Below are 25585 nucleotides of genomic sequence, written 5' to 3' on the forward strand. Positions count from 1 at the left end.
AGGGCCTGGGAAAAAAAGAGGAATATTTCCTCTTCCTTTTCGCCAAAGCCCTACTGATATTCTATTTCAGCCCCTTCACCCGCTGCTCCTTGCTGAGGATCTGGGTGATTCGAATGCCGAAGTTCTCATTGATGACCACCACTTCGCCGTGGGCGATGAGCTTTCCGTTGACGTAGACTTCCAGAGGCTCGTCGGCCAGCTTGTTCAGCTCCACCACGCTGCCTGCCCCCAGGGACAGGACATCCTGGATGGTCTTTTTTGTCTTGCCCAGAACCACACTGAACTCCAGGGGCACATCCATGATCAGGTCCAGATTTCGTTTCTGACTGGGCGCCGCCGTATCCGTGAGGGGGGCAAACACCGGCTTCTGCACTTCCACGCTTTGAACGGTCGGTGCGGCTTCCACCCGGACAGGTTCCGGATGCCGTTCGCTCTTTTTCTCCACAGGGGCGCTCTTCTTGGCCGGGACCGTTTCGCCCATCATCACCGCCACAATCTCTTTCACCGTATCCAGAGAATAGATCTGCATGATGTCGCTGTCGATGAGTCCGTCCACGGAGAGGTGGAAGGAGATCTTGCAGATGTACTCCTCCGTCATGAACCGCCGAAAGTTCAGGGAATTTTCCTGATCCCAAATGGCCACTTCCGGAGGGAGGATGTCGATATTTCGGCCCAGCATCTGGGCTAGGGACGTGGAGGCGGATCCGATCATCTGATTCATGGCCTCGGACACTGCGCTGAGTTCCAGCTCCGTCAGCTCCTTGTTGGGCCTAGAACCATCCCCGCCCATCATGAGGTCAGCGATGATGGCCGAGTCCTTCACGTTCATCATGAGCAGGTTGTTGCCCACGAGGCCTTCCTTGAACTCAATGCGCGATACAATCTTGGGGATTTCCAGATCCGCGGTAATCTCCTCAAAGGGAATATAATGCACCCGGGGCGTCGTAATGGACACCCGGTGGCTGATGATGGAGGACAAGGTGGTGGCTGCCGTGGACATGCTGATGTTGCCCACCTCTCCAATGACATCCTTGTCGGACTCCTTCAGGCCCGTTTCCTCGGCCGCTTCCCTTTTTTTCAGCAAGGCGTCTACTTCCGCCTGGGATAATAAATTTTCTCTCATATCTCCACATCCTCTTCCACATATTGAAGAACCTGAACCGCCAGCTTGTCTTTGTACAGACCCGGTTGCACCAGGTAATGGACCTTATCCTCCACATACATCCGCATGGGCCGGTCCGTTCGTAAATCCAGCTGGACGATGTCTCCCAGCTCCAAATGAAGAAAATCATCCACGGTGAGATGGGTCTTTCCCATTTCCACCGTCAGCTCCACATCAGTGGATACGAGCCGGTCTGTGATCTGTTCCTTGTATCGGCTGTCATCCGTGATTTTCCCGATGTCAAACCAGTTGCGGATACTGAGCTTGTCAATGATGTTCTCGAAGGAGACATAGGGAATGCAGATATTCAGGAAACTCTTGAAATCAAAGATTTCCACCCGAAGGCTGATGAGCACCACGGGCTCATTGGGGGACATGGTCTGGATGAGCTGGGGATTGGTCTCCAGGTTGTCCAGGACCGGATCCAGATCCAGGATTTCGCTCCAGGCAGTCTTAAATCCTTTCAAAAGATTCACCACCAGATCCTCCAGAATCCCCAGCTCGATGTCCGTGAACCGCTCCTTCTTCAAGGCTTTGGATTCTTTGGTCTTGCTGCCTCCGCAAAGAAGCTCCAGCACCTGCACGGCAAAATGGGGATTGATCTCGACAATCTGATTGCCGCTTAAGGGAACACTGTGGAAAACCCCCATGATGGTGGGATTGGGAATGGAATGGACAAACTCATCGAAGCTGATCTGTTCCACAGCGCCCAGCGTCAGATTGATGTTCGTGCGGACCATGGTGGAGAGAATGTTGGAGGAGATCTTCGCATAGTTTTCAAAGATCATGTACAAGGTATTGATGTATTCCTTCGACAGCTTAATGGGCCTTCGGAAGTCATAGGCTCTGACCTTGTTCTTCTCCTCCTCCTGTTTCATCTCTTCAGGATTGATCTCGCCGGTATTCAGCGCGTTGAGCAAGGAATCGATTTCCTGTTGTGAAAGTACTGGCTTCAAGTTATCCCCTCATTTTCCCTTAGAGTATCCGGTCCAGGTCGATGTGGTTGACGAGCTTGTCTCCGAGCTGAATGATCCCCACGATGCCGGTCCCCGCCTTGGCGGACACTTCCTCGATTTGGGATTCATCGATCTTCAGGACTTCCTTCACCTCATGGACCAGGATTCCGATCTTTTCGTCCTCTTTCTGGACAATAACGATATTATTATAGCATTGATCTTCTTTCCGGTGCAAAAGCTTCGCCAAATTCATGAGCGGCACCACATTTCCCCGGAGATTGATGAGTCCCTCCACGCCCGCAGGGGCATTGGGGACCATGGTGGAAGGGATCTGCCGGCTGATCTCCTCCACCCGGGAGGAGTCCAGACTGTAGTACTGATCATCCAGGGTAAACACTATGATCTGCATCCTGCACCCCGCTACCGGCCGGCTTTAACCAGGGCATCCAGCACCCGGTCCGTCTCAAAGGGCTTCACAATGAAATCCACGGCCCCGGACTGAATGGCTTCCATGACCATGGCCTGCTGGCCCATGGCGCTGCACATGACCACCCGAGCCTGGGGATCGATCTTCTTGATCCCTTTCAGGGCCTGAATGCCATCCATTTCGGGCATGGTGATGTCCATGGTGACAATTTCCGGCCGCTCTGACTTATATTTCTCAATGGCATCGGCCCCGTTCTGGGCCTCGGCCACCACCTCGTATCCGTTTTTCTCCAGGATGTCCTTCAGCTTCATCCGCATGAAGATGGCATCATCTACAATCATAATTCTCTTTGACATCGTAATCTCTCCCTTCCCAATTAAAGTCCTAATTTGTTGAAAAGCCCTTCCAAAACTCCAGGTCTCGGAATGAAATAGAGGGCGGAATCCACCCGGGTTCCTTCATAGAGGAACTCGTTGCGGATAATCATAATCTGGTCGTCATACTGTCCGCTCTCCAAGTACGTGCTGCTGAGCACAGCGCCGAACATGTCCCGGGTTAAGGCCGGAACAGAGGAGATAAGGAGGAGGTCCGTCAGCCGGGATACGGCATGAAGGTAGGAACTGACGATGATGTTCACCAGCTCGCACAGGGCGGAATCCTCCAGCTCGTCCACCAGAGGCATTCCTTTTGGCAGCATGAGCTTCGCCAGCACCCGGGCATGCTCCGGCGGGGTGACGAAGAGAAAGCTTCCCTGGCCGTCCCCCAGCATCTGGAGATTCACGGCCACCACATCCTCGTCTTCGGCCATGATCCCGGAAAACACTTCGGCGTAATCCAGGATATCAATCCGGGGCACATTCATATGGATGATCCGGCTGACCAGATGGGCAATGGCCGTGGCGGCATTGCCGCCGCCGATGTTGGCCAGCTCCTTCAGGGCATCGGTCTGGATGGCCGTGTAGCTTTGGCTATTCAAGGGTCTCCCCCTTTCCCTGGACCAGGTTTCCCACATCCAGAATCAGAGTGATGTCGCCGTTGCCCAAAATGGAGGCGCCCAGATATTCTTTCATTTTGCCCAGACTTCCGCTGAGCTTCTTAATGACGATTTCCTGCTGGCCCATGAGCTCATCCACCACCAGGCCAAAGGGCCGTCCGCCGATGGACACCAGAATGATGTGCTGGGTGCCTTCCCGGGCTTTGATGTTCAGAAGCTCGCTGACCCGAACCACGGGAATGACCTTTTCCCGGTGGATATAGATTTCTCCGCTGTGGGCCGCCTTGATATCGCCCTCTTTCAGCGCCACCACCTTCTCGATGAAGCCTAAGGGCAGAGCGAAGGTTTCCCTCCCCACATGGACCATGAGCGCCTGGATGATGGATAAGGTGAGGGGCAGCCGGATGACGAAGGTGGTCCCCACGTTGATCTGGCTCAGCACTTCGATGCTTCCGCCCAGGGAGGTGATTTTCTGCTTCACCACATCCATGCCCACGCCCCGTCCGGAAATGTTGGTCACTTCCGTATTGGTGGAAAATCCCGAATTGAAGATGAGCTGAATGAGGCCGCCCCGATCGAGCCCTTCCGTGCTGATGCCCTTGCGTTCGGCGCTTTCCCGAATCCTCTCCGGGTCAATGCCTTGGCCGTCATCGGAGACCTTGATCACGACGCTGTTACCCTCCTGATAGGCCAGGAGATGAATCTTACCGTGGGCGGGTTTTCCTTTTTTCTCTCGTTCCTCGGCGGTTTCAATGCCATGATCTGCCGCATTTCGCAGAAGATGCACCAGGGGCTCGCCCAGTTCCGACACCACGGTGCGGTCCAGCTCCGTTTCCTCGCCCTCAATGAGCAGCTCCATGTCTTTGCCCAGTTCCTGGGACAGATCGCGCACCATGCGGGGGAAGCGGTTAAAGACCACATTCACCGGCTGCATACGGATTTTCAGCACCAGATCCTGGAGATCCGACGTGATGCGGGCCACCTGCTCTAAAGGTTCGGTGATTTCTCCGTTGCCCTGTTTCTGGCTGATCTCCTCCAGCCGAGTCCGGTAGATGACGAGCTCCGACACCAGGTTCATGAAACTGTCGAGCCTCGACAGATCCACCCGGATGGACTGGCTGCCATGGGCGCCGTTGCCGTTTTTGGTTTCGACTTTGCTATCTGCTTTATTCCCCGCCGGGCCTTCGGCCTTGGGCTCTTTTACGGGAACCGCCGCAGGAGTTTCCGTCTTTATCGTCTCTGCCAGATTCGTCACCACGGCTCCACGGGGTTTCGCAAGGACCGCGGGACTCTGGGGAAGATCCTCCAGCGTCAGAGCATGAATCACCACGCCGTCGATTTCCGCCACATTAAGAATGCTCTCTTCCACTACTTCCTGGCGGCTCTTCGTAATATAGAGCAGCTGGAACCCCTTGTCGAAATTGCCGTCCTCCAGCTCTTCTGCCTGGGGCAGGGTACCCATGATTTCCCCTTCCTGCTCCAGCCGGTTCACCACAAGATACGCCCTCGCACCTTTTAGCATACAGTTGGGATTCACCAGGACGGTAATCCTGTAGGCCAGGTAGCCTTTTTCCAGGGCCGAGCGGATGACGCTGGCATCGATCTCTCCGATGGGCATTTCCTCCAGGGAAGACTCCTCCACCGCTGGAGTCTCGATGACCTGGACCTCGGGGGCTTCGGCACAGAGATTCTCCAGTTCCAAGAAAAGCTTCGCCATGTCATAGACGGGTTCATTTTCCTCCCGAAGATCCTCCACGATTTCCGACAGCTGATCCAGGCAGTGGAAAATCACCGTCAGGGCTTCGGAGGTCACCTGGGCTTTTCCCTTTCGGAAGAGCTCCAGCACGTTCTCCATGCGGTGGGTGAGCTCCGTCATGGCCGTATAACCCATGGTGGCGGCCATCCCCTTGAGGGTGTGGGCAGAGCGGAAGATTTCCTCGAGGATCTCGGGACTCTGGTCGTCCTTTTCCAGGAGGAGGAGATTTTCATTGAGTTTTTGGAGATACTCATCGGTCTCCTCAAAAAACAGTTCACGGTATTTTATATTGTCGTCCATTCAATTCTCCCCCGATCAGACTTTTTCAAATAGGAAGGTGGACAGCTTCTTGAAGCCGTACCCCGCCGGATTGTAGATGCTTTCCGTGGCGCCGGTGAAAAATACGCCCCCCGGGACCAAGGCGTCGCTGATCCGGCGATACACGTCTTCCTTGGCTTCATTTTTAAAGTAGATGGTCACATTTCGGCAGATCACCGCATGGAGATTCTTCTCGTAGGGATCCAGCAGCAGGTCATGCCGCTGGAACGTCACCGTCTTTTTCAGCCGCTCCGCAATGCGGTAGTGGCCATCCTCCTGGGTGAAGAAGCGTTCCAGATCCCCCGGGGTGAGGTTTTTCAGCTCATTTTCCCGATAGAGCCCCTCCCGGGCCCGCCCGAGAATTGTCTCGTCGATGTCCGTGGCCAGAATACTGGCACCCTGGATTCGATGCCGGTCCAGGATCATGGCGATGGAGTACGGCTCCGCCCCAATGGAGCAGGCTGCGCTCCAGATCCGAAGACTGCCAAAGCGCTTGGCCAGGTCCTGGGTGAGCACTGTCTCAAACTCCTGGAAGATTTCCTTGTTGCGGAAAAATTCCGTGACATTAATGGTGATGTAGTCCAGGAAGAGGCGCCTTACCTTCTCATCCTTTTGGATCAGATGGGCGTATTCCCGAAGATTTTTTGCCCCTGCGCTGTTCATCACCGTGCCGATGCGCCGCTGCAGCTGTTTTTCCTTGTAGGCGCTAAGGTCCAGCTTCAGGCTGTCCCTAGCCCATTCATTAAAATACTCAAATTCTAGTTCCATGTTTTCCCCTTGACGATTCGTTTCATCTTTTCTTTGATTTCCGGCAGGGTGAGAACCTCCTCTACGGCGCCTAAAGCCAAGGCATGGCCTGGCATACCGTAGACCACGCAGGACTCCCGGGCCTGGACATAGGTGGTGCCGCCGGCTTCCTTCACCGCCAGGAGCCCCTGGCCCCCGTCTTTTCCCATGCCGGTGAGGATGATCCCCATGAGGCCTGGGCCGTAGACTTTTGCGGCGGAGAAAAATAGCGGATCGGCCGCCGGGCGGACCCCGTGGATCTTGGGCTTTTCATCCAGCCGGATCCGGTGGCCGTCCACGGTCATATGGAAATCCCCAGGGGCCACATAGACCACTCCGGGAAGCACCGGCATCTGATCCTGAGCTTCCACCACCTTCAGTTTGCAGCCGCTGTTGAGCCGCTCCGCAAAGGAAGCGGTGAAGCCCTTGGGCATGTGCTGCACGATGAAGACAGGAATGAAGAGATTCTCCGGAAGGGCCTGGACGATTTCAAACAGCACCTTGGGTCCTCCTGTAGAGGCCCCGATGACCAGGGCCCGGACGTCGTCCTGCTTTTTGACCTCGGGCCTTTTCGCCAGAGGCTGGAAGACCTTGTCCTCCTTCCGCTCCTTCAGGGCCTGGGCCACCAGGACCTTCCCTTCCAGGGAAGCGCGAAGGTCATTCATCTTGTCGGGGGATTTTTCGATGAAATCCAGAGCACCTAGGTCCAGGGCTTCCATGGTCACGGCGCTTCCCGATTTGGAATAGGCGCTGAGCATGACCACGGGCAGCTCCGGATACCGTTCCTTGATGATCTTCAGGGCTTCCAGCCCGTTCATCTTCGGCATTTCAATGTCCAGGGTCACCAGATCGGGTTTTAGCCGTTCAATGGCTTCCAGGGCATCTTCCCCGTTGCGGGCAATGCCAGCCAGCTCCACCCCCGGGATTTCCAGGGCGGCGTCGGCCACGACCTTGCGCATGAAGGCGGAATCATCCACCACCAAAAGCCGTATTGCCATGAGGACTCCTCCCTTCATAAGGTAATGATATTCTTGGCGGCCATGCGGATATCCACCTGGAAATCCGCCAGATCCACCACCATGGTTCTCCCGGCGCTTCCCCCCGTATGGCGGCCGATGATGGGGATCTCCAGCTCCGTGAGCACCCTTTCCACCGCTTCCACATTCCTGCGTCCGATATCCGAGGAAAGCTTGCGGTCCGGGAAGTTGAACATGCTGGCCCCGCCCGCGATCTTTGCCACCAGATTTCGCTTCAGGGTTCCCTGGGCGGTGAGCTCCTCCACCATGAGCGGAATGGCCAGATCGGCAAATTTACCCGGTTTAACCTCCCGGGAGAACGCCGTGCTGTCCGGCAGCATGATATGACTAAGACCGCCAATCTTCCGGGTCCGGTCATAGAGGGCGATGCCCACGCAGGAGCCCAGCCCTAAGGTGATGAGACTGTCGGGATCCTTGGTGACCTTATAGTCTCCGATGCCGACTTTCCATTGATTCTCCATTCGTCCTTGCACTCCCGTTTCCATTATTGCGGGGTGTCCAAGGCAAGGATTTCCTCCGTCTGTCGGAAGTCAAAGAGCCTGTCCGTGTCCAGATGAATGATGAGGTCTTCCCCAGTCTTGATGAAGCCCCGCACATACTCCCGGGAGAGCCTTCCATCGCCTAAAGCGGCATCTTCAAAGGCGGTTTCCTCCAGGTTTCGGATGCCCAGCACCTCATCCACCATGAGGCCTAAGAAGGTCCCATTCCAGGAGATGACGATGACTTTGGCTTTCTCCGAATCCTGGGCGTTAACCCCATAGAGCCTTCGGTTCAGGTCGATGATGGGCAGAACCTGTCCATTGTAGGGAATGACTCCCTTCAGAAACTCTGCGGTTTCTGGAACTTTTTTCGGGGTGGTGTATTCGATGATCCGTTCGATCCTGGCGATATCCAGGGCGAAGTTCTGATCACAGTTGCTGAATATGATGACTTGCTTCATGCTCCATTGGCCTCCCAAATACTTCGATATCCTCCATATCGACTCTTTTTTGCACAAATTAATGGAGGAGGGGAAAGAATAATCCTTCGGGTACTCCCCGGGTGGAAAAAAACCAGTCCGGCACAAGGGATTTCCTTGGACTGGGCTGGCTTTTTCCCTATTCCACCGGCAGGTATTCCCGGATCTTATCGTGATAGAGCAGCGTCGTGCCCTTGTGGAATTTTCCCCGGATTTCCCCGTGGGGATCCAGGACCTGACAAAGGGTAGGAATCTCTCCGGGACTGCCCACATAGCCCACCCGGATGATCTTCCCCGCAATGAGGGTTCCGCCCTTCACCACGCTGTCCAGGGCGGTGAAGTGGATTTCCTGTCCCGCCTGAATGCGGGAGAGATAGCTGCCTTTCCCTGTGACCACCACATGGCCGCTGGAGGAAATGAGGGCATTCTGGGCGTACTTCACCTTGACCATGCAAGGTTCCAGGATCTCGTCCTTCCGAAGCCGCACCAGACCGCTGAGGAGGATATAGGTTTCGTTCAGTTCCTCGAAGCCTTCCTTCCGAAGAAGACGGATCTCAAAGAAAGCGTGTCGAATCTTCCGCTTCAGCTGCTCCAGCTCTTCCTTTTGCTCCTCGCTCAAGGAAAGAAGGGCCCTCTCCAGCTGGGCCAGATTCGCCTCCACCTTTTCCGCCGTTTCCTGGAGGACCTGAAGAAGATAGGGCACATCGGCCAGACCTTCGCTTTGGATCACCTGAAAGAGCCCTTCCAAGTCCCGCTGCATGCTTTCCAGGTGAGGCAAAAGGCTCATGTAGAGCTGATTTTCGTTTCCCGCAAGCGTGCGCCCGCCGATGATCTTGCCCTCCACCAGCACATTGCGGTCAGCGATGATCTCCGAATGGTACACCGACCCCAGCACCGTAATGTCTCCTGTGGACCGGATGACCATCTCATCCTGGACATTGCCCTTGACCACCACATCCCCCTTGAAGTTGATGTTGGCGGTGTCCTTGTCCAGATCTCCCACCACGGTGAGGAGGGGAATCACACTGATCCGTCCGGCTTTGAGACAGGGACGCCCGTCGATGAGCGCCACCACCTGATTCTCCAGAAGCTGTGCTCCATCTCCGGCAAAAAGCCCCTCATCCACCACCCGCTCCACCGGAATGGCTCTGCCCTTGACATCCATGCCGGGCTTGCCCATGACGGCACTGGCGCGTTTCACCGCCAGCACGGTCCCGGCCTTGATGACCGGTTCAATGCCATGCTGCACGGACTGGACAAAAAGCTCTCCAGCATAATCGATCTGGGCTTTTCGGCTCCTCACCGGCGCCTGGCCCAAGGCCACGGGAACACGGATGCTCTCCAAAGCCTCACAGGCCATCTTCACGGCATTGCGGTCCACTAGCTCCAAAAGCACCCCATGATTGCCCAGAAGCTCCATGCATTCGCTTTCCTTCACCAGCCGAGGCTCCACTTCCCGTTCCTTGGGTTCCAGGCGAAGGCGGGCTTGCCCGGGCTGATCCTCCAGCACAAAATGCCGGCCCTTTTCCCGCTGAATCTTGAGATAGGCCTGGGTCAGATCGTCGCTGTACTCCACCTTGACGCCGGTGAACGCCGGAAGATCCTCGAAAGTCACGGTCACCTCGTCCTCTTCCTTCAGCCGAACCATACCGCTGGCATTCTTTCCGTTCACCAGGACGCTCATCTGGGGATGGCTGAAGGTGAGGACCGGATCGGACCCCCGTCCCACGGGACCCTTTACCCGGATCTGCCCTTGAACCACGGCCACCGCGCCGTCCCGATCCTCGGAGATCGGCTTCACGGCGGCAGCTTTTCGCTGGATCTCGTACTTTCCGTTTTTCTTCCACAGCCCGAGGAGTTTCCCCTGCGGTTTTTCCAGCTCCACCAAATGAAGCTCGTCTTGTTTGCAGCCGAAATGGAGCATGGCCCGTGCCAGGGCCTCATCCCTGCTTGATGCTTCCAGGATCATCCTTCTTCCCTCCCCTTTTTTATACTCAGACCCCCGGCCGCTCTGCAGCGTATAGAGTGTCTTTGGTTAAAATATGATGCTCAATCCAAGCCACCACCATTTCCAGAATGGCCAGAATATGCCCTTCCTGATCGTCGTCCATGGCCTCGAAATCTACGGAGTAGATCTTCTTCACGAACTCCGCATGCATGACCTTGTGGCTGAAGAGCTTACGGTAGCCGATCTCCTCCATGTAGTTCTCTTCTGTCTCAAAGTGAAACACGGTGTAGTCCTGAAGTTCGTGGATAATGGCCGTCATCATGTCAAACTTGTCCTCCAGAAACTCGTTCTTCAAGAGGCTATATGCGCGGGCCGCAATCTCAAAGAGCTTCTCATGCTGCTCATCGATGAGCGGAATCCCCACTTCGTACTCTTTTTTCCAGTAAATCATGTCTTGTCCTCCTTGACTGTTGTCTATTCCCTATCGGTCACTTTGGCGAAATCTTAAGGGGATCAAAGTATATTTCCGCAAGAAGACGAAAAACGGACGGGATTTCTCCTTGGAAAAATCCCATCCGGTGCCTTACATCATTTTGAATCCGCCCAGAATCCGGCGAAGATCCTCCGCCAGCTGGGTGAGACTTTCGCTGGCTGCAGCCATCTCTTCCATGGCCGCCGACTGTTCGGTCATGGAGGCGGAAACTTCCTCCGTGGCGGCGGAGTTCTCCTCGGCGATGGCGGTGAGATTTTCCAGGGTGCCCAGGATTCCTTCCCGCATGGCCATCATGGCCTCCCCGGAACTGTTAAGGCGCACAGCCGCCTCCGTAGTCCCCACCATGGCGTGCTGAATGGCTTCATACTGCGCCTGGCCGTCTTCCACGCCCTTGGCCTGCTCCAGGGCAATGTCCCGGACGGCCTTCATGGATTTCACCGCATTGCCGGCATTTTTCTTCAGCTCTTCCACCGCCTTGTCGATGGCGGCGGTGGAACGGGAAGACTGCTCGGCCAGTTTCTTGATTTCCTCTGCCACCACGGCAAATCCCCGTCCGGCATCACCGGCCCGGGCAGCTTCAATGGCGGCATTAAGGGCAAGAAGATTCGTCTGCTGGGCAATGCTGGCGATGAGGGTGCTGGCTTCGCTGATACCGTGGGCACTGGCATTGGTGAGGCCGATGACCCCGCTGATCTCTTCCACGGAAGCCTTGACCTCCTGGGTGATGGCCATGAGCTTCTCCATATCCTCCACGCCCAGCTGAACGATGGACTCCACTTCCCGGGCGGAGCTTTGGATCTCCTCCACATGCAGCTGATTTTCGGCAATCTTTTCTCCCAGATCCGCCGCCTTCACCGCGCCCTCTTCGGTGCTGCGGGCCTGATCGGAGGCACCCTTGGCGATTTCCTCCACGGTGGCGGACACTTCCTTCACCGAAGCTCCCGTGCGCCGGGTATTCTCCTGAAGCTCTTCTGCGGCTGCAGCCACATGGAGGGAAGAGGCATCCACCTGGACCAGGATATCGCGGAAACTGTGAATGATGGACTGCAGGGCCCGGGCGATGTCCCCCGTTTCATCCCTGGCCGTGAGGCTCTTTTCCGAAAGATCCTCCCGAAGATCCAGCTGGGCCAGGTTCTCCGCCATGCTCACCACGGGAACTAGGGGCTTGACGATGCTGTTGCCGATGAGGAGAGTGAGAAGGATCCCCATAAGGATGGCCCCTCCGGACACCAGCAGAATGTTTTTCTGCAGCACGGGGAGATTTCCCAGGACTTCCGCTTTTTCGGCCGTGACCACCAGGGTCCAGGACGTATTTTGGATGGGTGTGTACGCCGCCAGATGGGTCACCCCGTCCAGTTCATACTCCGTCATGCCGTTACGGGAGGTGAGCACTTCCCGGACGAGATTTCCCGCTGAAAGGAGGGTCGGATCCGTTTCGGACTGCGTCATGGGATTATACCCCGCTGCCACTTTTTCGGCATCGGGATGGGCGATGACATTGCCATAAGCATCAATGATAAAGGCATAGCCCCGCTCCCCATAGCGAATTTCTCCGGCAAGATTGTTGAACTCCTTGCCGTCCATGCGCCCAACCAGGGCACCCACCACCTTTCCTTCCGAGGCAATGGGAGTGGAGATGACCAAGAGGGTGTCTTTGATGGCAGAGTTCACGGTGAAGTTCAGGGCATTTCGGCTTCCCCGAAGGGCCAGAAGAGCAGGGTCCCCCTGATCCAGCCGGGTGCTTTCCCCGCTGCTGTAGTGAACCTCCCCATCGGGCGTTAGAACCCCGATGACACGATACCCCAGTTTCCGGGTCTGATCGTTGAGGAAGGGATAGATTTTGTCCAGGCTCATGGTCTGGATGTCATCCACCTCGGCCAATACCTCCAAGGACTGACGGTCTACCTGAATCCCGCTGGCCACATGACCTGCACCGTTGACGGCCAGGTCGCGGAGGCTCTCCTTGGCCCCCTGTTCCAGGAGACGGCTGGCGGTGAGCATGGATACCAGACCCAACGCCAGGGCCAGAATCACCACCAGGGTGGTGAAGCTGAGGGTTAACTTGCTGCGAATCTTCATGTTGCATACTCCCCAATTGATGTGCTGACCTCAAAAAACGAACATTACCCTTCCAGAAGCCGCACGTATTCTATCCTTCCTTCTATCGGTTGATTCTGTCTGAAATTAACCGAAAAATAACAATAATTTTTCAAGCACACATGTTCCGTTACTCACATCATTCACAAAGTCCTGGGGATAACTTGTGGAATAACTGTGCAGTTCCTCGGGAAAACTCACCAAAACGAAAAAATCCCCCGTTTTCCTCCCGACTCTCCAAAAAGTTATCCTACTTATCCACAGATTTGTCCACAGTTCTTTGGATTTCATGTGAGTATCCTGTGCAATACCCCCAATCCAACGCCATTTTCTGTGGATAATGTTCTCCCCAGCCCAATCTTTAGTGCAATTCACAAAGTAGGGCAAAAAAACCCCCAGTCGGAGTTTTCCATGGGAAAACCCAGACCGGGGGTCATCATCAGAGCTTAGAAAATGCCGTTGAGTCCGGAAAGCGCCATGAGCGCCAGGGCGGCATAAACGAGAAGAATAGGCAGTCCTTTAAAGGCTTTGGGGGTATCGGATACCGCCAGTCTTTCCTTCACCGCACCATAGAGGACAAAGGCGAAGAGGAGACCCAAAGGAGCACCAATGGAGGTGGCCAGCACCGTGGGAAGATCCAGTTCATTTTGCGCGTTGGTCAGAAGGAGGTACAGAATGGCCGAATTGATGGAGAGGATCGGCAGCGCATTCTTCAGCGCCGCATAGTGCTCCGGCTTCTTTCCCTTCAGGTAGGCCATGACCGCTGCCGCAGAAGCCACCATGAGGACCACATTCACCAGGGTGTTGAGGACGGTGAGGCCCGCAGGCAGAAGAACAAAGGTGTGAATTCCGTAGGATGCCAGGCTGGACACCAGCATGACAAAGGCGGCGCTGAGGCCCAGGGTCAGGGTTTCTGACTCATCCTGTCCCGGACGGGTCAGCTGGCTGAGGCCCACAAACTTTTTCAGAGCCAGATTGTTGATGATCAGCGTTCCAAAGAGTATTTCCAGGATATTTTCCATCTTACTTTCCTCCCTTTCTGCTGCCGAGGAACGCAAAGAGCGCACCAACTACAGCTACGGTGAGCAGGGCCCCTTCCGGTTTATCGAAGAGCGCCAGGACATAGGCGGAAGGAATGAGGGTAAATCCGGTGAGTTCATTTCCATTCAGGGGATTCACCAGCTGAATCCCGCCTGTGGCGAGAAGTTCCCGGAAGAAACCCACGACCAGCAGGGCCACCAGATAGTAAATCCCGGCCATAAATCCTTCCTGAAGGCTCTCCCCCTGGCTGGTTTCGTCATCAAAGAGTCCAGCAGAGAAGAACAGCAGGGAGTTGGCAGCCAGAAGGGGGAGGAAAATTCCCACATTCTGGGCCAGGGCTGGCGCAAAGGCCAGAACCAGAAGTTCGGTGAGCTTCGTGAGCATGGCGATGATCACCACATCCACAGCCCAGGTGTACTCCTGTGCCACGACTTTGTTCACCATTCCGCACAAAATGGCGGTGAGGAAGAAGAGCACCAGGGTGATGACCCCCATGGCAGCGGCATTGGTCAAGGTTGTGGTCACCGCCAGGGCGGTGGTGAGTCCTAAAGCCAGACTCAGTAGCGGATTATGGGCAAAGAGCCCGATTTTCTTTTTTTCCATCCTAATCATCCCTCCTACTTGCTGGCCTGGATGGCTGCCAGAACGGCATTGACCACCGAGGTGCTGCTGACGGTTGCGGAACTGATGACATCCACAGAGACGGACTCATCGGCATAGGAAAGATCCTTAAACTGCGCCAGGAAGTCCTCATGGGAGATCTTCGTGCCCAGGTTCAGGGTGTCGTTGGCTTCCGTGACTTCCACGCTGACGATGGTCTGGGCGGCCTTATCCACCGTGACCACGAGGACGTTAGGCTTGGCGCCCTCATAGCCGCCTTCCAGCACGGCATAACCCGGCACCGTGATGGTGTAGGTGATCACATCGCCATTTTCTTCTTTTCCGGTGATGGTGGCCACCTTGGAGGGGGACACTTCACGGAATATTTTGATGGAATCGCCAAAGTTCAGCGGCGGCTCCACGGGGGTGGCCGGTTCCTTCGGGCCATCATCCGTAATGTTCTTCATGGTGTTAAAGTGCAGCTTCACGGCATCCAGCCCCTTCACCACGGCGCTGGAGCTGAAGGTGGCCCCGGAAATGACGGCGAAGCTGTCCGTGGAGGTTTTCCCCACGATGCTGGAGATGAAGGGCTCTTCCATGACTTTTGAGCCGATATTGGGGGTATCATTGAAGCTCGTCACTTCATACCCGGTGATTTTTCCTTCATTGTCCAAGGCCACGGCAAACCCGATGGGGGCAGCATAACCCTGATTTTCCAGGATATAGGCATATCCGGCGTCCTTGGCCTCATAGACCTTCTGGATGATTCCGGATTCGTCGGTGAACTCCACGGGGGTGAACTCCGTTACCCCGGCAAAGAGCTTCTCCAGGACCGCCTGATCCTCGGAAGCGCCAGCACCATTGATGATGGGCCTAAGAAGTCCATCGGCCAGGACGAGAATCCCGCCGGCCAGGAGGACGGTGATGAGCATCATGCCGATGCCCCGAAATCCATTCTTTTTCATATCCGTTTCCCCCCTACTTTCCAATTTCTTCGATGGCGATGCGCACAGCCTTCGCCACGGATGTGGAGGATACCGTGGCGCCGCTGATGGCGTCAATGGAGGCCTCCTTGTCGTCAAAGGTGATGCCCTTGAACTGCTCCAGGAAGCTTTCTTCCTCAATGCGGGTACCCAGTTCCGGCGTATCGTTGGCCTGAACCACGGTGACGCTGTCCACCGTCTTGGTGGCTTTATTCAGGGTAACCTTAAGAATATTGGCGTCGCCTCCCTCCAAGGCATGATAGCCCGGTGCGGAAATCTTGTAGGTGACCAGGTCTCCCTCCTCCACGGTTTCCAGAATTTCCGGAAGATTTGCCGTGCTGTCGGAGAAGATCTTGATGCCGCCGTCTTCGCTGGGGAACTCCACCGCTTTGGGCTCTAGCTCGCTTCCGGCAAAGAAGGTCACCGCAAGGCCCAGGACGAAGGTGGCCACAATGGCCAGGGTGTATTTCTTCACGGAGTAGATGGACCATCCGTCCGTGAGCTTATCGATGAGCGGGGACACCATGTTCATGATGAGCAGCGCATAAACAACGCCGCCGGGCAGATTGGACTGCAGCCGGATGAGCACAGTGAACATGGCAAAGCCAATGGAGAAAATGATTCGTCCGCTGATGGTGGTGGGATTGGTCACGGGATCCGTGGCCATGAAGACCGCACCAAACATGAGGCCGCCGGAGAGGATATGGAACATGGGATACCAAAGGCCAATGCCATTGACCAGGGCAATGACGGTGGTGAAGAGGAACACGGAGCCCACATAGACCACGGGAACCTTCCAGTCCAGCACCTTGCGATAGGCCAGGTAAAGACCCACAAGAAGAATGACCAGGGCACTGGTTTCCCCAATGGCTCCCGGGTACCAGCCCACGAAGAGGTTCGTCAGTCCGCCGAACTGCTCCAGGAACTTCTCCGTCACGGCAGCGTCCTTGATCATCCATCCGGCATTCTTCATGGCGGAGATGGGGGTGGCGCTGGTGGTAATGTCGGCCGTGGTGGAACCCACCAGGGTGGCAAAAATCACCATACGGCCCACACCGGCGGGATTGAAGATATTATGGCCGAATCCCCCGAAGACCAGCTTCCCAAAGAAGATGGCGAAGAAGGAGGCGACGCCGATGGCAAAGAAGCTCGTGCCGATGGGCACGGTGAGGGTTAAAATAATGGCGGTGACCAGGGTGAAGGAGTTCTTCAGGTGGCTGCCCAGGGCCTTTTTCGTGGCCAGCGCATAGAGAACTTCTGTGACCAGGGCGACACCGATGGAGGTGCCCATGAGGCCCAGTCCATGAAGAACGTAGTTAAATCCGTATTCCTGATTGTAGAAAACCATGGCGAAGACAAAGACGGCAAGAAGTCCCACCGTGAGCTCCATCATGATGCCGTGGGTGCTGTGGTCCTTGTCCCGGTTGTTCGGAGACACTTTTACAAAAAATTTCATCATCCGTCCCTCCTACTTCCTGGCGGAAGAGGCTCTTAGCAGAGCTTTTCCGCGTCTTACGCCTTCCGTCACTTCGATCTTGGACGGACAGACATAGGTACACATGCCGCATTCGATGCACTGGTCGGCGCGCAGCTTTGCCAGAAGCTTCACGTCTTTGGCTTCCTCGGCATTATTAATGCGCACAGGAAGAATACCGGCAGGGCAGTGGTCGTTGCAGCGGCCGCAGCGCAGGCAGGCGATGGTTTCCACAGGCTGAGGTTTCAGGATGGTGATGGCGTTGGAAGAGGTGGTGATCACCACATCATCCGTGGTGGCGGCTTTGCCCATCATGGGACCTCCGCCGATGATTGTCACTTCTTCAGCGCTGTATCCGCCGATTTGCTCCACCACTTCTTTCACCGGGACGCCCACAGGGACCCGAACATTGGTGGGTTCTTTGACGCCGTCACCGCTGATGGTGCAGATCTTGTCCATGATGGGGCGGCCTTCCAGCAGCGCATCAGCGAAAGCGATGGCCGTGGTGGCATTATTGACGATGACCCCGATTTCTCCGGGCAGTTTATCATAGCGTTTTTTAAAGATCTCGTAGATCAGGGTTCTCTCCCAGCCCATGGGGTACTGATCCGGCACTTCTTTTACTTTCAGGCCTTCATGACCCTTGATGCCGGCTTCCACTTTGGCGATGAGATCCTTCTTCGTTTTCTTGATGGCGATGAGGGCTTCCTTGGCTCCGGACATTTTCAGCATGGTTTTGGTGCCCAGAATGAGCTTTTCCAGTTGATCGTCGATGATCCGGTAATCCGCGGTGATATACGGTTCGCACTCCACGGCATTGATGACCAGGGTGTGCACATCCTTGGCGCCCTTGTATTTCACATAGGACGGGAATCCTGCTCCACCGCAGCCCACGATGCCGGCATTCATCATGAAGCTTACCAGTTCCTCCACGGAGGCTTTGTCAGCGTCCAAGGGGGCAAACGGCGCTTCAAAAGTATACTGGCCGTCATTCTTGATGACCAGGTGTTCAATGACTCTGCCTGTGGCATGTTCGAGTTCTTCTACCCCTTCCACAGTTCCGGAAACGGAGGCGAAAATCGGCACAACAAAATGATCGTTGCGCTTGGCGATGACGGTTCCCTTTTTGACCTGTTCCCCCACCTTCACAAGGATATCCGTACATGCCATCAGAGGAATATATACCCGTTCCCCGGCTTGGATATCTCTCACTTCGCTGTGGTTGGTCAATTCTTTGTGCCCGTGAAGATGAAGCTTCATGGGTCCAATCAATATTGACATACTGTTCACCCGACCTTTCAGAGATTCGTTAAGTTTTAGACTAAGAATCACACAAGCTCCCATAAAATTATGTCATTCTTATTAACTTCCTGAATAATTATAGCATAAAACCAAAGAGTTGAAACGGTTGCGGTTCAAGATTTGATTTGATTTTAACGAAATCTGCACCATATTCCGGCATTTTCCCACGAGTTTATTAATTTAAACCATTACATTGATTAATCATATTTTTATCAAATAATTAGAGTTAATTTAACAAAACCATAACAATCTTGACTGAAATTGGGAGGTTTTCAAGAAAACAGTAAAAAACAATGAATCTATTGCGTGACAATTCATCGCTTCCCCCTCGAATTTCATGAGTCAACTTTCATCTTTCACATTTTCGCATTCATCCACATTCCCCCTGCTTTGAGGGAGATTTCCGCCTGGTAATCCCGTTTTTCCCGTGTCATGGTATAATGAGAGAAGAAATCAATGGTCATCTTGCAGGATGACCGTTTTAGGAGGAACAAGATGAGAGTTGGATTAGGATATGACGTTCACCGCCTGGTGGAAGGCCGGGACCTGATCATCGGCGGCGTGAAGATCCCCCATGACAAAGGTCTTCTGGGGCATTCCGATGCAGATGTGCTCACCCACGCCCTCATGGATGCCCTGCTGGGGGCTGCAGCCCTGGGGGACATCGGTACCCATTTTCCCGACACAGCTTTGGAGTACAAAGGCGCTGACAGTCTGGTACTCCTGGCAAAGGTCAAGGCGCTGCTCAAAGAAAAGAACTACAAGGTTATTAACGTGGATGGCACAATCATTGCCCAGGAACCCAAGATGAAGCCCCATATCCCGGAAATGCGGGAAAAACTGGCAGCCATTCTGAAGATCGCCGTGGAAGACATCAACATTAAAGCCACCACGGAAGAGGGGCTGGGCTTCACCGGCGCCAAAGAAGGCATCTCGGCCCAGGTCATCGTCATGATTGATAAACGCTTCTAGCCATCGGGAGATCATCTTAGGGGGGAATCGCTTGGAACTCTATGAAAACATCTTTAAACGTAAATCCACCAAGGCTTTTCAAATGGACAGCCTGGATGAGGATTCCCTTCGTCGTGTGGAGGAAATCCTGAAGACTGCCCCCAATCTCTTCGAGGGCATGAAGGTAACCTATGGACTGCTTCGGGAGGGGAAAGAATTCTCGGAGAAAGCCACGGGAATTCTCGGCGCCTACACCCGGGTGAAGGCCCCGCATTTCCTCATTCTCACCATGGAACCCAAACCGGGCTTCCGCCAGGCCACAGGCTATTCCCTAGCCCATGTGGTGCTGGCCTTGAATGATTTGGGGATCGCCACCTGCATCACCTACCCCGGTGCCGACAAAGAAGTTCTCCAAAAATATCTGGAGATTCCCGAGGAAGAGGTTCCCGTGCTCTTCGTGGCCTTTGGCAATCCTCAAAATCCTGCGGAGCTTTATCCGCCCCTGGATTACTATAAACGCCGGGGACTGTCGGACATCATCATCCAAGGGCCGGTGAAACGGAAATACAAGCCTCTCTTCGAGGCCGTACGACTCGCCCCTTCGTCCTTCAACACCCAACCCTGGCGTTTTTCCGTGGATGGCAATAAGGTCCACGTAGCTCGCGTCAAGTTGGGCTTTGTGAAGAATAAGCTGTTCAGCTCCCTGAACAAAATCGACATGGGCATCGCCCTGGCCTATCTCCTCATTGCCATCAAAGCCAAGAATTTCAAATTTAATCTGATTAAGGAAGAGTTCAGCCATCCGGAGATGGAGTACATGATCACTGTGGAAATTCTGGAGGAACCAAGGAGGCCTTAACATGATCATCCCTTTGAACCGCAAAAAGGTGTTTCTGCTCCTCTTTCTTCTCGGTCTTTTTCTGGCCGTGGAGGGGGAAGAAGTCCTGCGAAAACAGCAGACGAAAAACAGCCTGTAAACCAAAGAGGTCTGCTTCTCCCAAGGGAAGCAGACCTCTTCGTGATTATGCGCGATATTACAGGAGATGGGTCTGATGGAGGGGCGGATTTTCCACCACGACCAGTTCATTTTTTCCTTCTCCTTGGGTGAGCTTAAGATGATGCTTCCGGGCATCCAGCTCCACAAAGCTCATGGAAGACTGAAGATCCCGGTCTGCCAGAAAGTGCAGGGAATAGATCTCTGTTTGTCCTACGCGCAGGAGTATCGTCGACACCAGAAAAAACTCCATTTCGATCTTATAGCGGAAAATCAGCGGTTTCCCGTAGTTGTCCACAAAATAATCTAGGTCCCCTTCCCGGTCCTTCACGGACCGGAGGGTGTATTCGCCCCGAAGAATCTCCTCCAGTTTCAGCATGGTCCATCCCTCCTCGAAATTGCAGTGCTCTTTCTTCTATTATAGGCTAGATTTCTTCCCTTCGTTCCTCAGGAGAGATTTTTCGAAAAAAATTGGCTTCCCGTTCACAGCTTAGTCATCCTTTCCGTGAGGAATACCGCTGTGGCTGGGAAGCCATTTTATTCAGTTTTGCGGATCCGTAGAGTTGCTTTTAGTACGCCTTACCCCAGTATACCAGGGTGTCGGTTTCCTTACCGCAGCAGATGCAGTGGTCAGCAACCTTTTCCTGCTCGAAGGGCATGCATCGGGAGCTCAGTCCGTAGACTTCCTTGATCTCCTCTTCGCACTTCAGCTCTCCGCACCACATGGCCTTGATGAATCCAGGCTTGTGGTCGGCAGCCTCGCGCATCTCTTCCGGCGTGGTCGCCACGGAGGTCATGGTGTGCATACGTTCCGTGGCCTTGGCCAGGAGCGCATCATGGATTTCGTCCAGGAGACGGGGAATGACAGTTTCCAGATCATCCATGTTCACAAACATCTTCTCACGGGTATCGCGTCTTACCAGAACCACCTGGTTGTTTTCAATATCCTTGGGTCCCACTTCAAGCCGGAGGGGAACGCCCTTCATCTCGTACTCGCTGAACTTCCAGCCGGGCTTCTTGTCGGTGGCATCCACCTTGACCCGGGCATAGGCGCTAATCTTCTGTCTCAGTTCCTCTGCCTTTTCCAGAACGCCTTCCTTGTGGTGAGCCACAGGGATGATCACCAGCTGGGTGGGGGCTACGCGGGGGGGCAGGATGAGACCGGAGTCATCGCCGTGGACCATGATAATGGCGCCAATGACGCGGGTAGACAGTCCCCAGCTGGTCTGATGGACATGCTGCAGTTTTCCGTCTCTACCCGTGAAGCGAATGCCGAAGGCTTCCGCGAAGCCCTGGCCAAAGTTATGGGAGGTACCGGACTGCAGGGCCTTGCCATCGTGCATGAGGGCTTCGATGGTATAGGTGGCTTCTGCCCCGGCAAACTTCTCCTTGTCGGTCTTTCTTCCCTTGACCACGGGGATGGCCAAGAGATCCCGAAGGGTATCGGCATAGACATTCAGCATGCGGATGGTTTCTTCCTGGGCTTCTTCCGCCGTTTCATGGATGGTGTGTCCTTCCTGCCAGAGGAACTCGGAGGTTCTCAGGAAGGGACGGGTGGTTTTCTCCCAGCGGATGACGCTGCACCACTGGTTGTACTTCTTGGGCAGATCATTGTAGGACTGGATGATGTTGGAGAAGTGCTCACAGAAGAGCGTTTCCGAGGTGGGACGGATGCACAGACGCTCCTGAAGCTTCTCCTCGCCGCCGTGGGTGACCCAGGCCACTTCAGGGGCAAAGCCCACCACATGATCCTTTTCCTTCTGAAGAAGGCTTTCGGGAATGAGCATGGGCATATAGACATTCTCATGGCCCGTTTCCTTAAATTTCCTATCCAGATAACCCTGGATGTTTTCCCAGATGGCGTATCCGTAAGGACGCAGAATCACCGCTCCCTTCACCAGGGAATACTCGATGAGTTCCGCCTTCTTGACGATATCCGTATACCATTGCGCAAAATCCACATCCATGGATGTGATCGCTTCGACGAGTTTTTTGTTTTTTTCCATATTCATCCTCCTAAATCTTTTTGACCACAAAAAAAGTACCAATCAAGGGGCCGGAACGTCCGGCGGTACCACCCTAATTGATACAATGTATCCACTCTAAAGGATAACGGCTTTCCCCGCTCATAAATGAGAACTCCAAGATGGGTTCCGGAACCTTTCCCTGAGGGCTTCCACCATTTCCCTCTCGCTGTGAAGGCAGTCTTTCCGTACTGTTTCTCTTCAACGTCTTTGCTAATCAATTCTATCGGAAAAGGCCTTCTGCGTCAAGATGCTTCAAAAATGTGACCGGTGACCGGTGACCGGTGACCGGTGAACAGACGGAGGACCTCCCGGGGACCGCCGTAAAAACTTCACGTTGAAGTAATGCTTTCTCGAAACCATGAAGCAACCATGACCGGACCTAAAATTATTCGACTATACTCGTAAAACTTCTGTTTTTAACTTTTTGTTCGACTATACTCGTAAAACTTACTCTTTTTGCTTTTTATTCGACTATACTCGTAAAACTTCTATAAGCATAATCGTTCACCGACAAGTCCATTAATAAAAAAGCTCTTTTTCGAATCACAAAAGCGTTCCTCTAAGAAAAGCGTTAACAGAAAATCTCCCCGGAGACAGTATCCTCTGGGATTGCCTCGTGACAGCTGCACTTTTCAGCAATGATCAAACTCAAAACCATACTGTGGAATGGAGAATCCCTATACCACCCACCAGGTTTTGGACCGGGGTTCCAGATACAGAGCATAGCGGTCTTTAAACTGCTTACGCCTTCCCTCCACATGATAGGTCATTTCCTTGAGACCGTTATGCTCGAGGACACGGATAAAGGACACCCGATCCACCTCCACGGTGAGATATCGGGCACATTCCACCTGGTAATACCGGAACTTCAGGGGATAGATCCTGCCGTTTCGAAAATAAGTGATGACTTCGCAAGGCTGTTTCAACTTTTGTCTCATGTTGAGGACTCCTTCCCTGCATATTCTTACCTTCATTTTAGAACAAATGTTCTTATTTGTCAATGGATCCTATATCCCCGGATTATGCCTAGATCTTGTGTTTCGTGCAAAGTTACCCACAACATCTTGTGGATGGTGTGCATAATTCATGACCTGGAGATGAACAACTTCAAAGATTATCCAAAGACGTCACCGTTTCCGCCCATTGCTGAGTACTCATGACGGATTGCGGTGTTTTGGGCAAAGAAAACAGGGAGCTTTCGCTCCCTGGTCAATTTCTTTCTTTCATTCGTTTGGACTAAATATACTTGCTGGGGTTCACGGGAGTTCCGTTGATCCGAATCTCAAAGTGAAGATGAGGTCCGGTGGAGCGTCCGGTGCTGCCCATTTTGCCGATCTGCTGACCTTGGGTCACACTCTGACCTACGCTAACCTGAATGGCGCTGAGGTGAGCATAGACCGTTTCAATTCCGCCGCCATGGCTGATCTTGATGACTTTTCCCAGTCCGCTCTGATAGCCGGCAAAGGTGACCTTGCCTGTACGGGAAGCCAGAATGCGGGTTCCTGCGGAGTTGGCGATATCGATTCCTTCATGGAAGGTAATTCTGCGGGTAATGGGGTGCTTGCGGTTGCCAAAGGGGCTGGTGATTCTGCCGCTGGTGGGCTTGATGAAGGAATTGGCTTTCTTCTCTTCTGCTTCCTTGGCCTTGATTTCGGATTCAATGGACTGTTTTTCCTGGGCAAGGAGCTGCACCTGTCCATTGACTTCTGCCGCTTGGCCGGATAACTGCTCAATGCTGGAGGAAACCTCCACTAAAGCAAGCTTGGCTTCGGTTCGTCCGGTTTCACTGACCGCAATTTCCGCGGTGAGGGAACTCAGATGAGCTTCCAGGGCTTCCTTGATGGTGGCCTTGTCCTCGCTGCGAAGGAAGTTCTCATAGTAGGGACGGAAGGTATCCAGATCGCCATTCACGGCCTTCTCCAGATCCAAGCTATCCACCTCAAGATACTTGTCAGCGAGTATCAGGTACATGGCCTGAATGGGAGCCACAGCCTTAGGGCCATGATCCAAAAGGTCCATCTTGGTTTTGACGAGGGTCACCGCTTCGGTTAACTCCCGTGTATGCTGATCATAAAAACTAATTTCGATATTCAATTTTTCCTGCGTGCTCACCTGCTGTGCGAGCTGCTGATTTGTTTCCTCTGCAGTCTTGCTCACGGTTTCCAGCTGAGTGGCAACCTGGGTGAGTTCCGTCTTGATGTCTTCTGCGAATACGATGGATCCGGATGTGCCGATGGTAATCAGTGACAGGGCCACCGCTGCGACAGCGAACTTCAAACCTTTCATAACTTTCCTCCAATGGTGAACTGTCTTACGACTGTTACATCGTATAATCTCAGTATGAAGAAATTATGAAGATCGGAATAAATTATTGATTTAAAGTTAAAGGTTTATTCGACACAGTTCACAAATCGAGGCGGAGCGCCAATAATGACACTTCTTTGTCACCGCTTTTTCCCCATGGGATTAACTCAGATATGAAAAAATCAGAAAATAGTGAGAAAGACTGCCCAAAAGGATGAAGATATGAAAGAGCTCATGGAATCCAAAGGCAGCCCAGAAATTGGGTTTTTTCACCATATAGATGACGCCGCCGATGCTGTAGAAAATCCCGCCCAAAGCTAAAAGAAAAAAGCCCACGGGATGAAGAACCGCATACACATCCCCGATGAAGAAGACCACCATCCAGCCCATGAGAAGATACCCTAAGGTATAAACCACCCGGGGAATCTTGGGTACAAGGATTTTCGAGAGAATGCCAAAGATCGCAATGGACCAGATGATCAGAAGAATGAGATTCCGCTTGGTTCCTTCCAGCACTTCCAGACAGATGGGGGTATAGCTCCCGGCGATCAGCACATAGATCATGCTGTGGTCCAGTTTCTTCAGAACCCCAATGGTCCGGTCGCTGCCCTTAACCCCATGGTAGATGCCGCTGGCCGTATATAGAAGCACGAGGCTGATCCCAAAGATCACCGCTCCGGCAATGCTTTTTGCCGAAGCGCCCGCCAGGAGACGCTGAGCCAGAAGGATCAGGGTCCCCACAAAAAAGACCCCTGCCCCAATGAGATGGGTTAGGGCATTCACAGGTTCACGCAGTCGTTTTGTTGTCATCATAGGTCCTCCTTTTATGTAGTTTTGAAAACTACCTTATGTCATATTCACATTATAACGCAGGTTTTCCAAAATGCAATATTGAAGTTGTGGTCTCATCGGGTTAAGATGAGATCAAGTCGTGATGAAAACTACATTAAAACTCCGGAACCCTCCGGACTTCAAGG

General features: G+C 53.8%; 25 protein-coding genes and 1 other annotated feature. Of the genes, 2 read left to right on the forward strand and 23 right to left on the reverse strand.

What is annotated here, in order from left to right:
• Nucleotides 1-61: 61 nt before the first annotated feature.
• The 18 genes from fliY to KCG48_RS06560 all read right to left on the reverse strand — a co-directional run bounded on the left by fliY (nt 62) and on the right by KCG48_RS06560 (nt 18311).
• Nucleotides 62-1123, reverse strand: a complete 1062-nt coding sequence (gene fliY, locus KCG48_RS06475; protein ID WP_211800694.1) for a flagellar motor switch phosphatase FliY — start codon at nt 1121-1123, stop codon at nt 62-64.
• Nucleotides 1120-2118 (reverse strand): flagellar motor switch protein FliM, encoded by a 999-nt coding sequence (gene fliM, locus KCG48_RS06480; RefSeq protein WP_211800695.1) that lies wholly within the window; start codon nt 2116-2118, stop codon nt 1120-1122. The genes fliY and fliM overlap by 4 nt, the downstream gene beginning before the upstream one ends.
• Nucleotides 2119-2137: 19 nt before the next feature.
• On the reverse strand, nt 2138-2527 hold the full coding sequence (locus tag KCG48_RS06485; protein ID WP_211800696.1) for a chemotaxis protein CheW: 390 nt from the start codon (nt 2525-2527) through the stop codon (nt 2138-2140).
• Between the two features lie 11 nt (nt 2528-2538).
• Nucleotides 2539-2901, reverse strand: coding sequence for a response regulator (locus tag KCG48_RS06490; RefSeq protein WP_211800697.1), 363 nt, complete (start codon nt 2899-2901; stop codon nt 2539-2541).
• A 20-nt stretch (nt 2902-2921) separates the two neighbouring features.
• Nucleotides 2922-3521: a chemotaxis protein CheC gene (locus KCG48_RS06495; protein ID WP_211800698.1), complete on the reverse strand. Its 600-nt coding sequence runs from the start codon at nt 3519-3521 to the stop codon at nt 2922-2924.
• On the reverse strand, nt 3514-5595 hold the full coding sequence (locus KCG48_RS06500) for a chemotaxis protein CheA (RefSeq protein WP_211800699.1): 2082 nt from the start codon (nt 5593-5595) through the stop codon (nt 3514-3516). The genes KCG48_RS06495 and KCG48_RS06500 overlap by 8 nt, the downstream gene beginning before the upstream one ends.
• A 15-nt stretch (nt 5596-5610) precedes the next feature.
• Nucleotides 5611-6381, reverse strand: a complete 771-nt coding sequence (locus KCG48_RS06505; RefSeq protein ID WP_211800701.1) for a CheR family methyltransferase — start codon at nt 6379-6381, stop codon at nt 5611-5613.
• Nucleotides 6372-7397, reverse strand: a complete 1026-nt coding sequence (locus tag KCG48_RS06510) for a protein-glutamate methylesterase/protein-glutamine glutaminase (RefSeq protein ID WP_211800702.1) — start codon at nt 7395-7397, stop codon at nt 6372-6374. The genes KCG48_RS06505 and KCG48_RS06510 overlap by 10 nt, the downstream gene beginning before the upstream one ends.
• 14 nt (nt 7398-7411) lie before the next feature.
• Nucleotides 7412-7897 carry a chemotaxis protein CheD gene (locus KCG48_RS06515; RefSeq protein ID WP_211800704.1) on the reverse strand — a complete coding sequence of 162 codons (486 nt, stop codon included), beginning with the start codon at nt 7895-7897 and terminating at the stop codon, nt 7412-7414.
• Between the two features lie 23 nt (nt 7898-7920).
• Nucleotides 7921-8376 (reverse strand): chemotaxis protein CheW, encoded by a 456-nt coding sequence (locus KCG48_RS06520; protein WP_211800706.1) that lies wholly within the window; start codon nt 8374-8376, stop codon nt 7921-7923.
• 157 nt (nt 8377-8533) lie between these two features.
• Complete coding sequence (locus tag KCG48_RS06525; protein ID WP_211800708.1) at nt 8534-10363, reverse strand: FapA family protein; 1830 nt, start codon at nt 10361-10363, stop codon at nt 8534-8536.
• Between the two features lie 25 nt (nt 10364-10388).
• Nucleotides 10389-10793, reverse strand: a complete 405-nt coding sequence (locus tag KCG48_RS06530; protein WP_211800712.1) for a bacteriohemerythrin — start codon at nt 10791-10793, stop codon at nt 10389-10391.
• A 132-nt stretch (nt 10794-10925) separates the two neighbouring features.
• Nucleotides 10926-12914: a methyl-accepting chemotaxis protein gene (locus KCG48_RS06535; protein ID WP_211800713.1), complete on the reverse strand. Its 1989-nt coding sequence runs from the start codon at nt 12912-12914 to the stop codon at nt 10926-10928.
• 464 nt (nt 12915-13378) lie between these two features.
• A complete protein-coding gene (locus tag KCG48_RS06540; protein WP_211800714.1) occupies nt 13379-13954 on the reverse strand; it encodes an Rnf-Nqr domain containing protein in 576 nt (191 codons plus the stop codon).
• Nucleotide 13955: 1 nt separating this feature from the next.
• The gene (locus KCG48_RS06545) at nt 13956-14576 is read right to left on the reverse strand and encodes an Rnf-Nqr domain containing protein (protein WP_211800715.1); all 621 of its coding nucleotides are present in this window, start codon (nt 14574-14576) and stop codon (nt 13956-13958) included.
• 14 nt (nt 14577-14590) lie between these two features.
• On the reverse strand, nt 14591-15538 hold the full coding sequence (locus KCG48_RS06550) for an FMN-binding protein (RefSeq protein WP_211800716.1): 948 nt from the start codon (nt 15536-15538) through the stop codon (nt 14591-14593).
• A gap of 13 nt (nt 15539-15551) precedes the next feature.
• A complete protein-coding gene (locus KCG48_RS06555) occupies nt 15552-17015 on the reverse strand; it encodes an RnfABCDGE type electron transport complex subunit D (RefSeq protein ID WP_211800717.1) in 1464 nt (487 codons plus the stop codon).
• A gap of 9 nt (nt 17016-17024) precedes the next feature.
• The gene (locus KCG48_RS06560) at nt 17025-18311 is read right to left on the reverse strand and encodes an RnfABCDGE type electron transport complex subunit C (protein ID WP_211800718.1); all 1287 of its coding nucleotides are present in this window, start codon (nt 18309-18311) and stop codon (nt 17025-17027) included.
• A gap of 516 nt (nt 18312-18827) precedes the next feature.
• Here KCG48_RS06560 and ispF point away from each other — a divergent pair.
• Both ispF and KCG48_RS06570 read left to right on the forward strand, forming a co-directional pair.
• Nucleotides 18828-19304 carry a 2-C-methyl-D-erythritol 2,4-cyclodiphosphate synthase gene (ispF, locus tag KCG48_RS06565; RefSeq protein WP_211800720.1) on the forward strand — a complete coding sequence of 159 codons (477 nt, stop codon included), beginning with the start codon at nt 18828-18830 and terminating at the stop codon, nt 19302-19304.
• Between the two features lie 31 nt (nt 19305-19335).
• Nucleotides 19336-20142: a nitroreductase family protein gene (locus KCG48_RS06570; protein ID WP_211800723.1), complete on the forward strand. Its 807-nt coding sequence runs from the start codon at nt 19336-19338 to the stop codon at nt 20140-20142.
• A 175-nt stretch (nt 20143-20317) separates the two neighbouring features.
• Here the strand turns inward: KCG48_RS06570 and KCG48_RS06575 are convergent, their stop codons facing one another.
• The 5 genes from KCG48_RS06575 to trhA form a co-directional block, all read right to left on the reverse strand.
• Nucleotides 20318-20656, reverse strand: a complete 339-nt coding sequence (locus KCG48_RS06575) for a hypothetical protein (RefSeq protein ID WP_211800725.1) — start codon at nt 20654-20656, stop codon at nt 20318-20320.
• A gap of 190 nt (nt 20657-20846) precedes the next feature.
• Nucleotides 20847-22283, reverse strand: a complete 1437-nt coding sequence (gene proS, locus KCG48_RS06580) for a proline--tRNA ligase (RefSeq protein ID WP_211800727.1) — start codon at nt 22281-22283, stop codon at nt 20847-20849.
• A 42-nt stretch (nt 22284-22325) separates the two neighbouring features.
• Nucleotides 22326-22515 (reverse strand) — a binding site (T-box leader).
• 466 nt (nt 22516-22981) lie between these two features.
• A complete protein-coding gene (locus tag KCG48_RS06585; RefSeq protein WP_211800729.1) occupies nt 22982-23242 on the reverse strand; it encodes a hypothetical protein in 261 nt (86 codons plus the stop codon).
• Between the two features lie 298 nt (nt 23243-23540).
• The gene (locus KCG48_RS06590; protein WP_211800731.1) at nt 23541-24590 is read right to left on the reverse strand and encodes a M23 family metallopeptidase; all 1050 of its coding nucleotides are present in this window, start codon (nt 24588-24590) and stop codon (nt 23541-23543) included.
• 180 nt (nt 24591-24770) lie between these two features.
• Nucleotides 24771-25418 (reverse strand): PAQR family membrane homeostasis protein TrhA, encoded by a 648-nt coding sequence (trhA, locus tag KCG48_RS06595; protein ID WP_211800733.1) that lies wholly within the window; start codon nt 25416-25418, stop codon nt 24771-24773.
• Nucleotides 25419-25585: the final 167 nt, after the last annotated feature.

This window comes from Proteiniclasticum sediminis (genome assembly GCF_018128025.1).
GTDB classification, from domain to species: Bacteria; Bacillota; Clostridia; order Clostridiales; family Clostridiaceae; genus Proteiniclasticum; species Proteiniclasticum sediminis.

Bases quoted from the DNA above. Each gene is read 5' to 3' on its own strand.
- fliY (WP_211800694.1), bottom strand. From the start codon at position 1,123: ATGAGAGAAAATTTATTATCCCAGGCGGAAGTAGACGCCTTGCTGAAA.
- KCG48_RS06485 (WP_211800696.1), bottom strand. From the start codon at position 2,527: ATGCAGATCATAGTGTTTACCCTGGATGATCAGTACTACAGTCTGGAC.
- KCG48_RS06490 (WP_211800697.1), bottom strand. From the start codon at position 2,901: ATGTCAAAGAGAATTATGATTGTAGATGATGCCATCTTCATGCGGATG.
- KCG48_RS06500 (WP_211800699.1), bottom strand. From the start codon at position 5,595: ATGGACGACAATATAAAATACCGTGAACTGTTTTTTGAGGAGACCGAT.
- KCG48_RS06505 (WP_211800701.1), bottom strand. From the start codon at position 6,381: ATGGAACTAGAATTTGAGTATTTTAATGAATGGGCTAGGGACAGCCTG.
- KCG48_RS06510 (WP_211800702.1), bottom strand. From the start codon at position 7,397: ATGGCAATACGGCTTTTGGTGGTGGATGATTCCGCCTTCATGCGCAAG.
- KCG48_RS06515 (WP_211800704.1), bottom strand. From the start codon at position 7,897: ATGGAGAATCAATGGAAAGTCGGCATCGGAGACTATAAGGTCACCAAG.
- KCG48_RS06520 (WP_211800706.1), bottom strand. From the start codon at position 8,376: ATGAAGCAAGTCATCATATTCAGCAACTGTGATCAGAACTTCGCCCTG.
- KCG48_RS06525 (WP_211800708.1), bottom strand. From the start codon at position 10,363: ATGATCCTGGAAGCATCAAGCAGGGATGAGGCCCTGGCACGGGCCATG.
- KCG48_RS06530 (WP_211800712.1), bottom strand. From the start codon at position 10,793: ATGATTTACTGGAAAAAAGAGTACGAAGTGGGGATTCCGCTCATCGAT.
- KCG48_RS06535 (WP_211800713.1), bottom strand. From the start codon at position 12,914: ATGAAGATTCGCAGCAAGTTAACCCTCAGCTTCACCACCCTGGTGGTG.
- KCG48_RS06540 (WP_211800714.1), bottom strand. From the start codon at position 13,954: ATGGAAAATATCCTGGAAATACTCTTTGGAACGCTGATCATCAACAAT.
- KCG48_RS06545 (WP_211800715.1), bottom strand. From the start codon at position 14,576: ATGGAAAAAAAGAAAATCGGGCTCTTTGCCCATAATCCGCTACTGAGT.
- KCG48_RS06550 (WP_211800716.1), bottom strand. From the start codon at position 15,538: ATGAAAAAGAATGGATTTCGGGGCATCGGCATGATGCTCATCACCGTC.
- KCG48_RS06555 (WP_211800717.1), bottom strand. From the start codon at position 17,015: ATGATGAAATTTTTTGTAAAAGTGTCTCCGAACAACCGGGACAAGGAC.
- KCG48_RS06560 (WP_211800718.1), bottom strand. From the start codon at position 18,311: ATGTCAATATTGATTGGACCCATGAAGCTTCATCTTCACGGGCACAAA.
- ispF (WP_211800720.1), top strand. From the start codon at position 18,828: ATGAGAGTTGGATTAGGATATGACGTTCACCGCCTGGTGGAAGGCCGG.
- KCG48_RS06575 (WP_211800725.1), bottom strand. From the start codon at position 20,656: ATGCTGAAACTGGAGGAGATTCTTCGGGGCGAATACACCCTCCGGTCC.
- proS (WP_211800727.1), bottom strand. From the start codon at position 22,283: ATGGAAAAAAACAAAAAACTCGTCGAAGCGATCACATCCATGGATGTG.
- KCG48_RS06585 (WP_211800729.1), bottom strand. From the start codon at position 23,242: ATGAGACAAAAGTTGAAACAGCCTTGCGAAGTCATCACTTATTTTCGA.
- KCG48_RS06590 (WP_211800731.1), bottom strand. From the start codon at position 24,590: ATGAAAGGTTTGAAGTTCGCTGTCGCAGCGGTGGCCCTGTCACTGATT.
- trhA (WP_211800733.1), bottom strand. From the start codon at position 25,418: ATGACAACAAAACGACTGCGTGAACCTGTGAATGCCCTAACCCATCTC.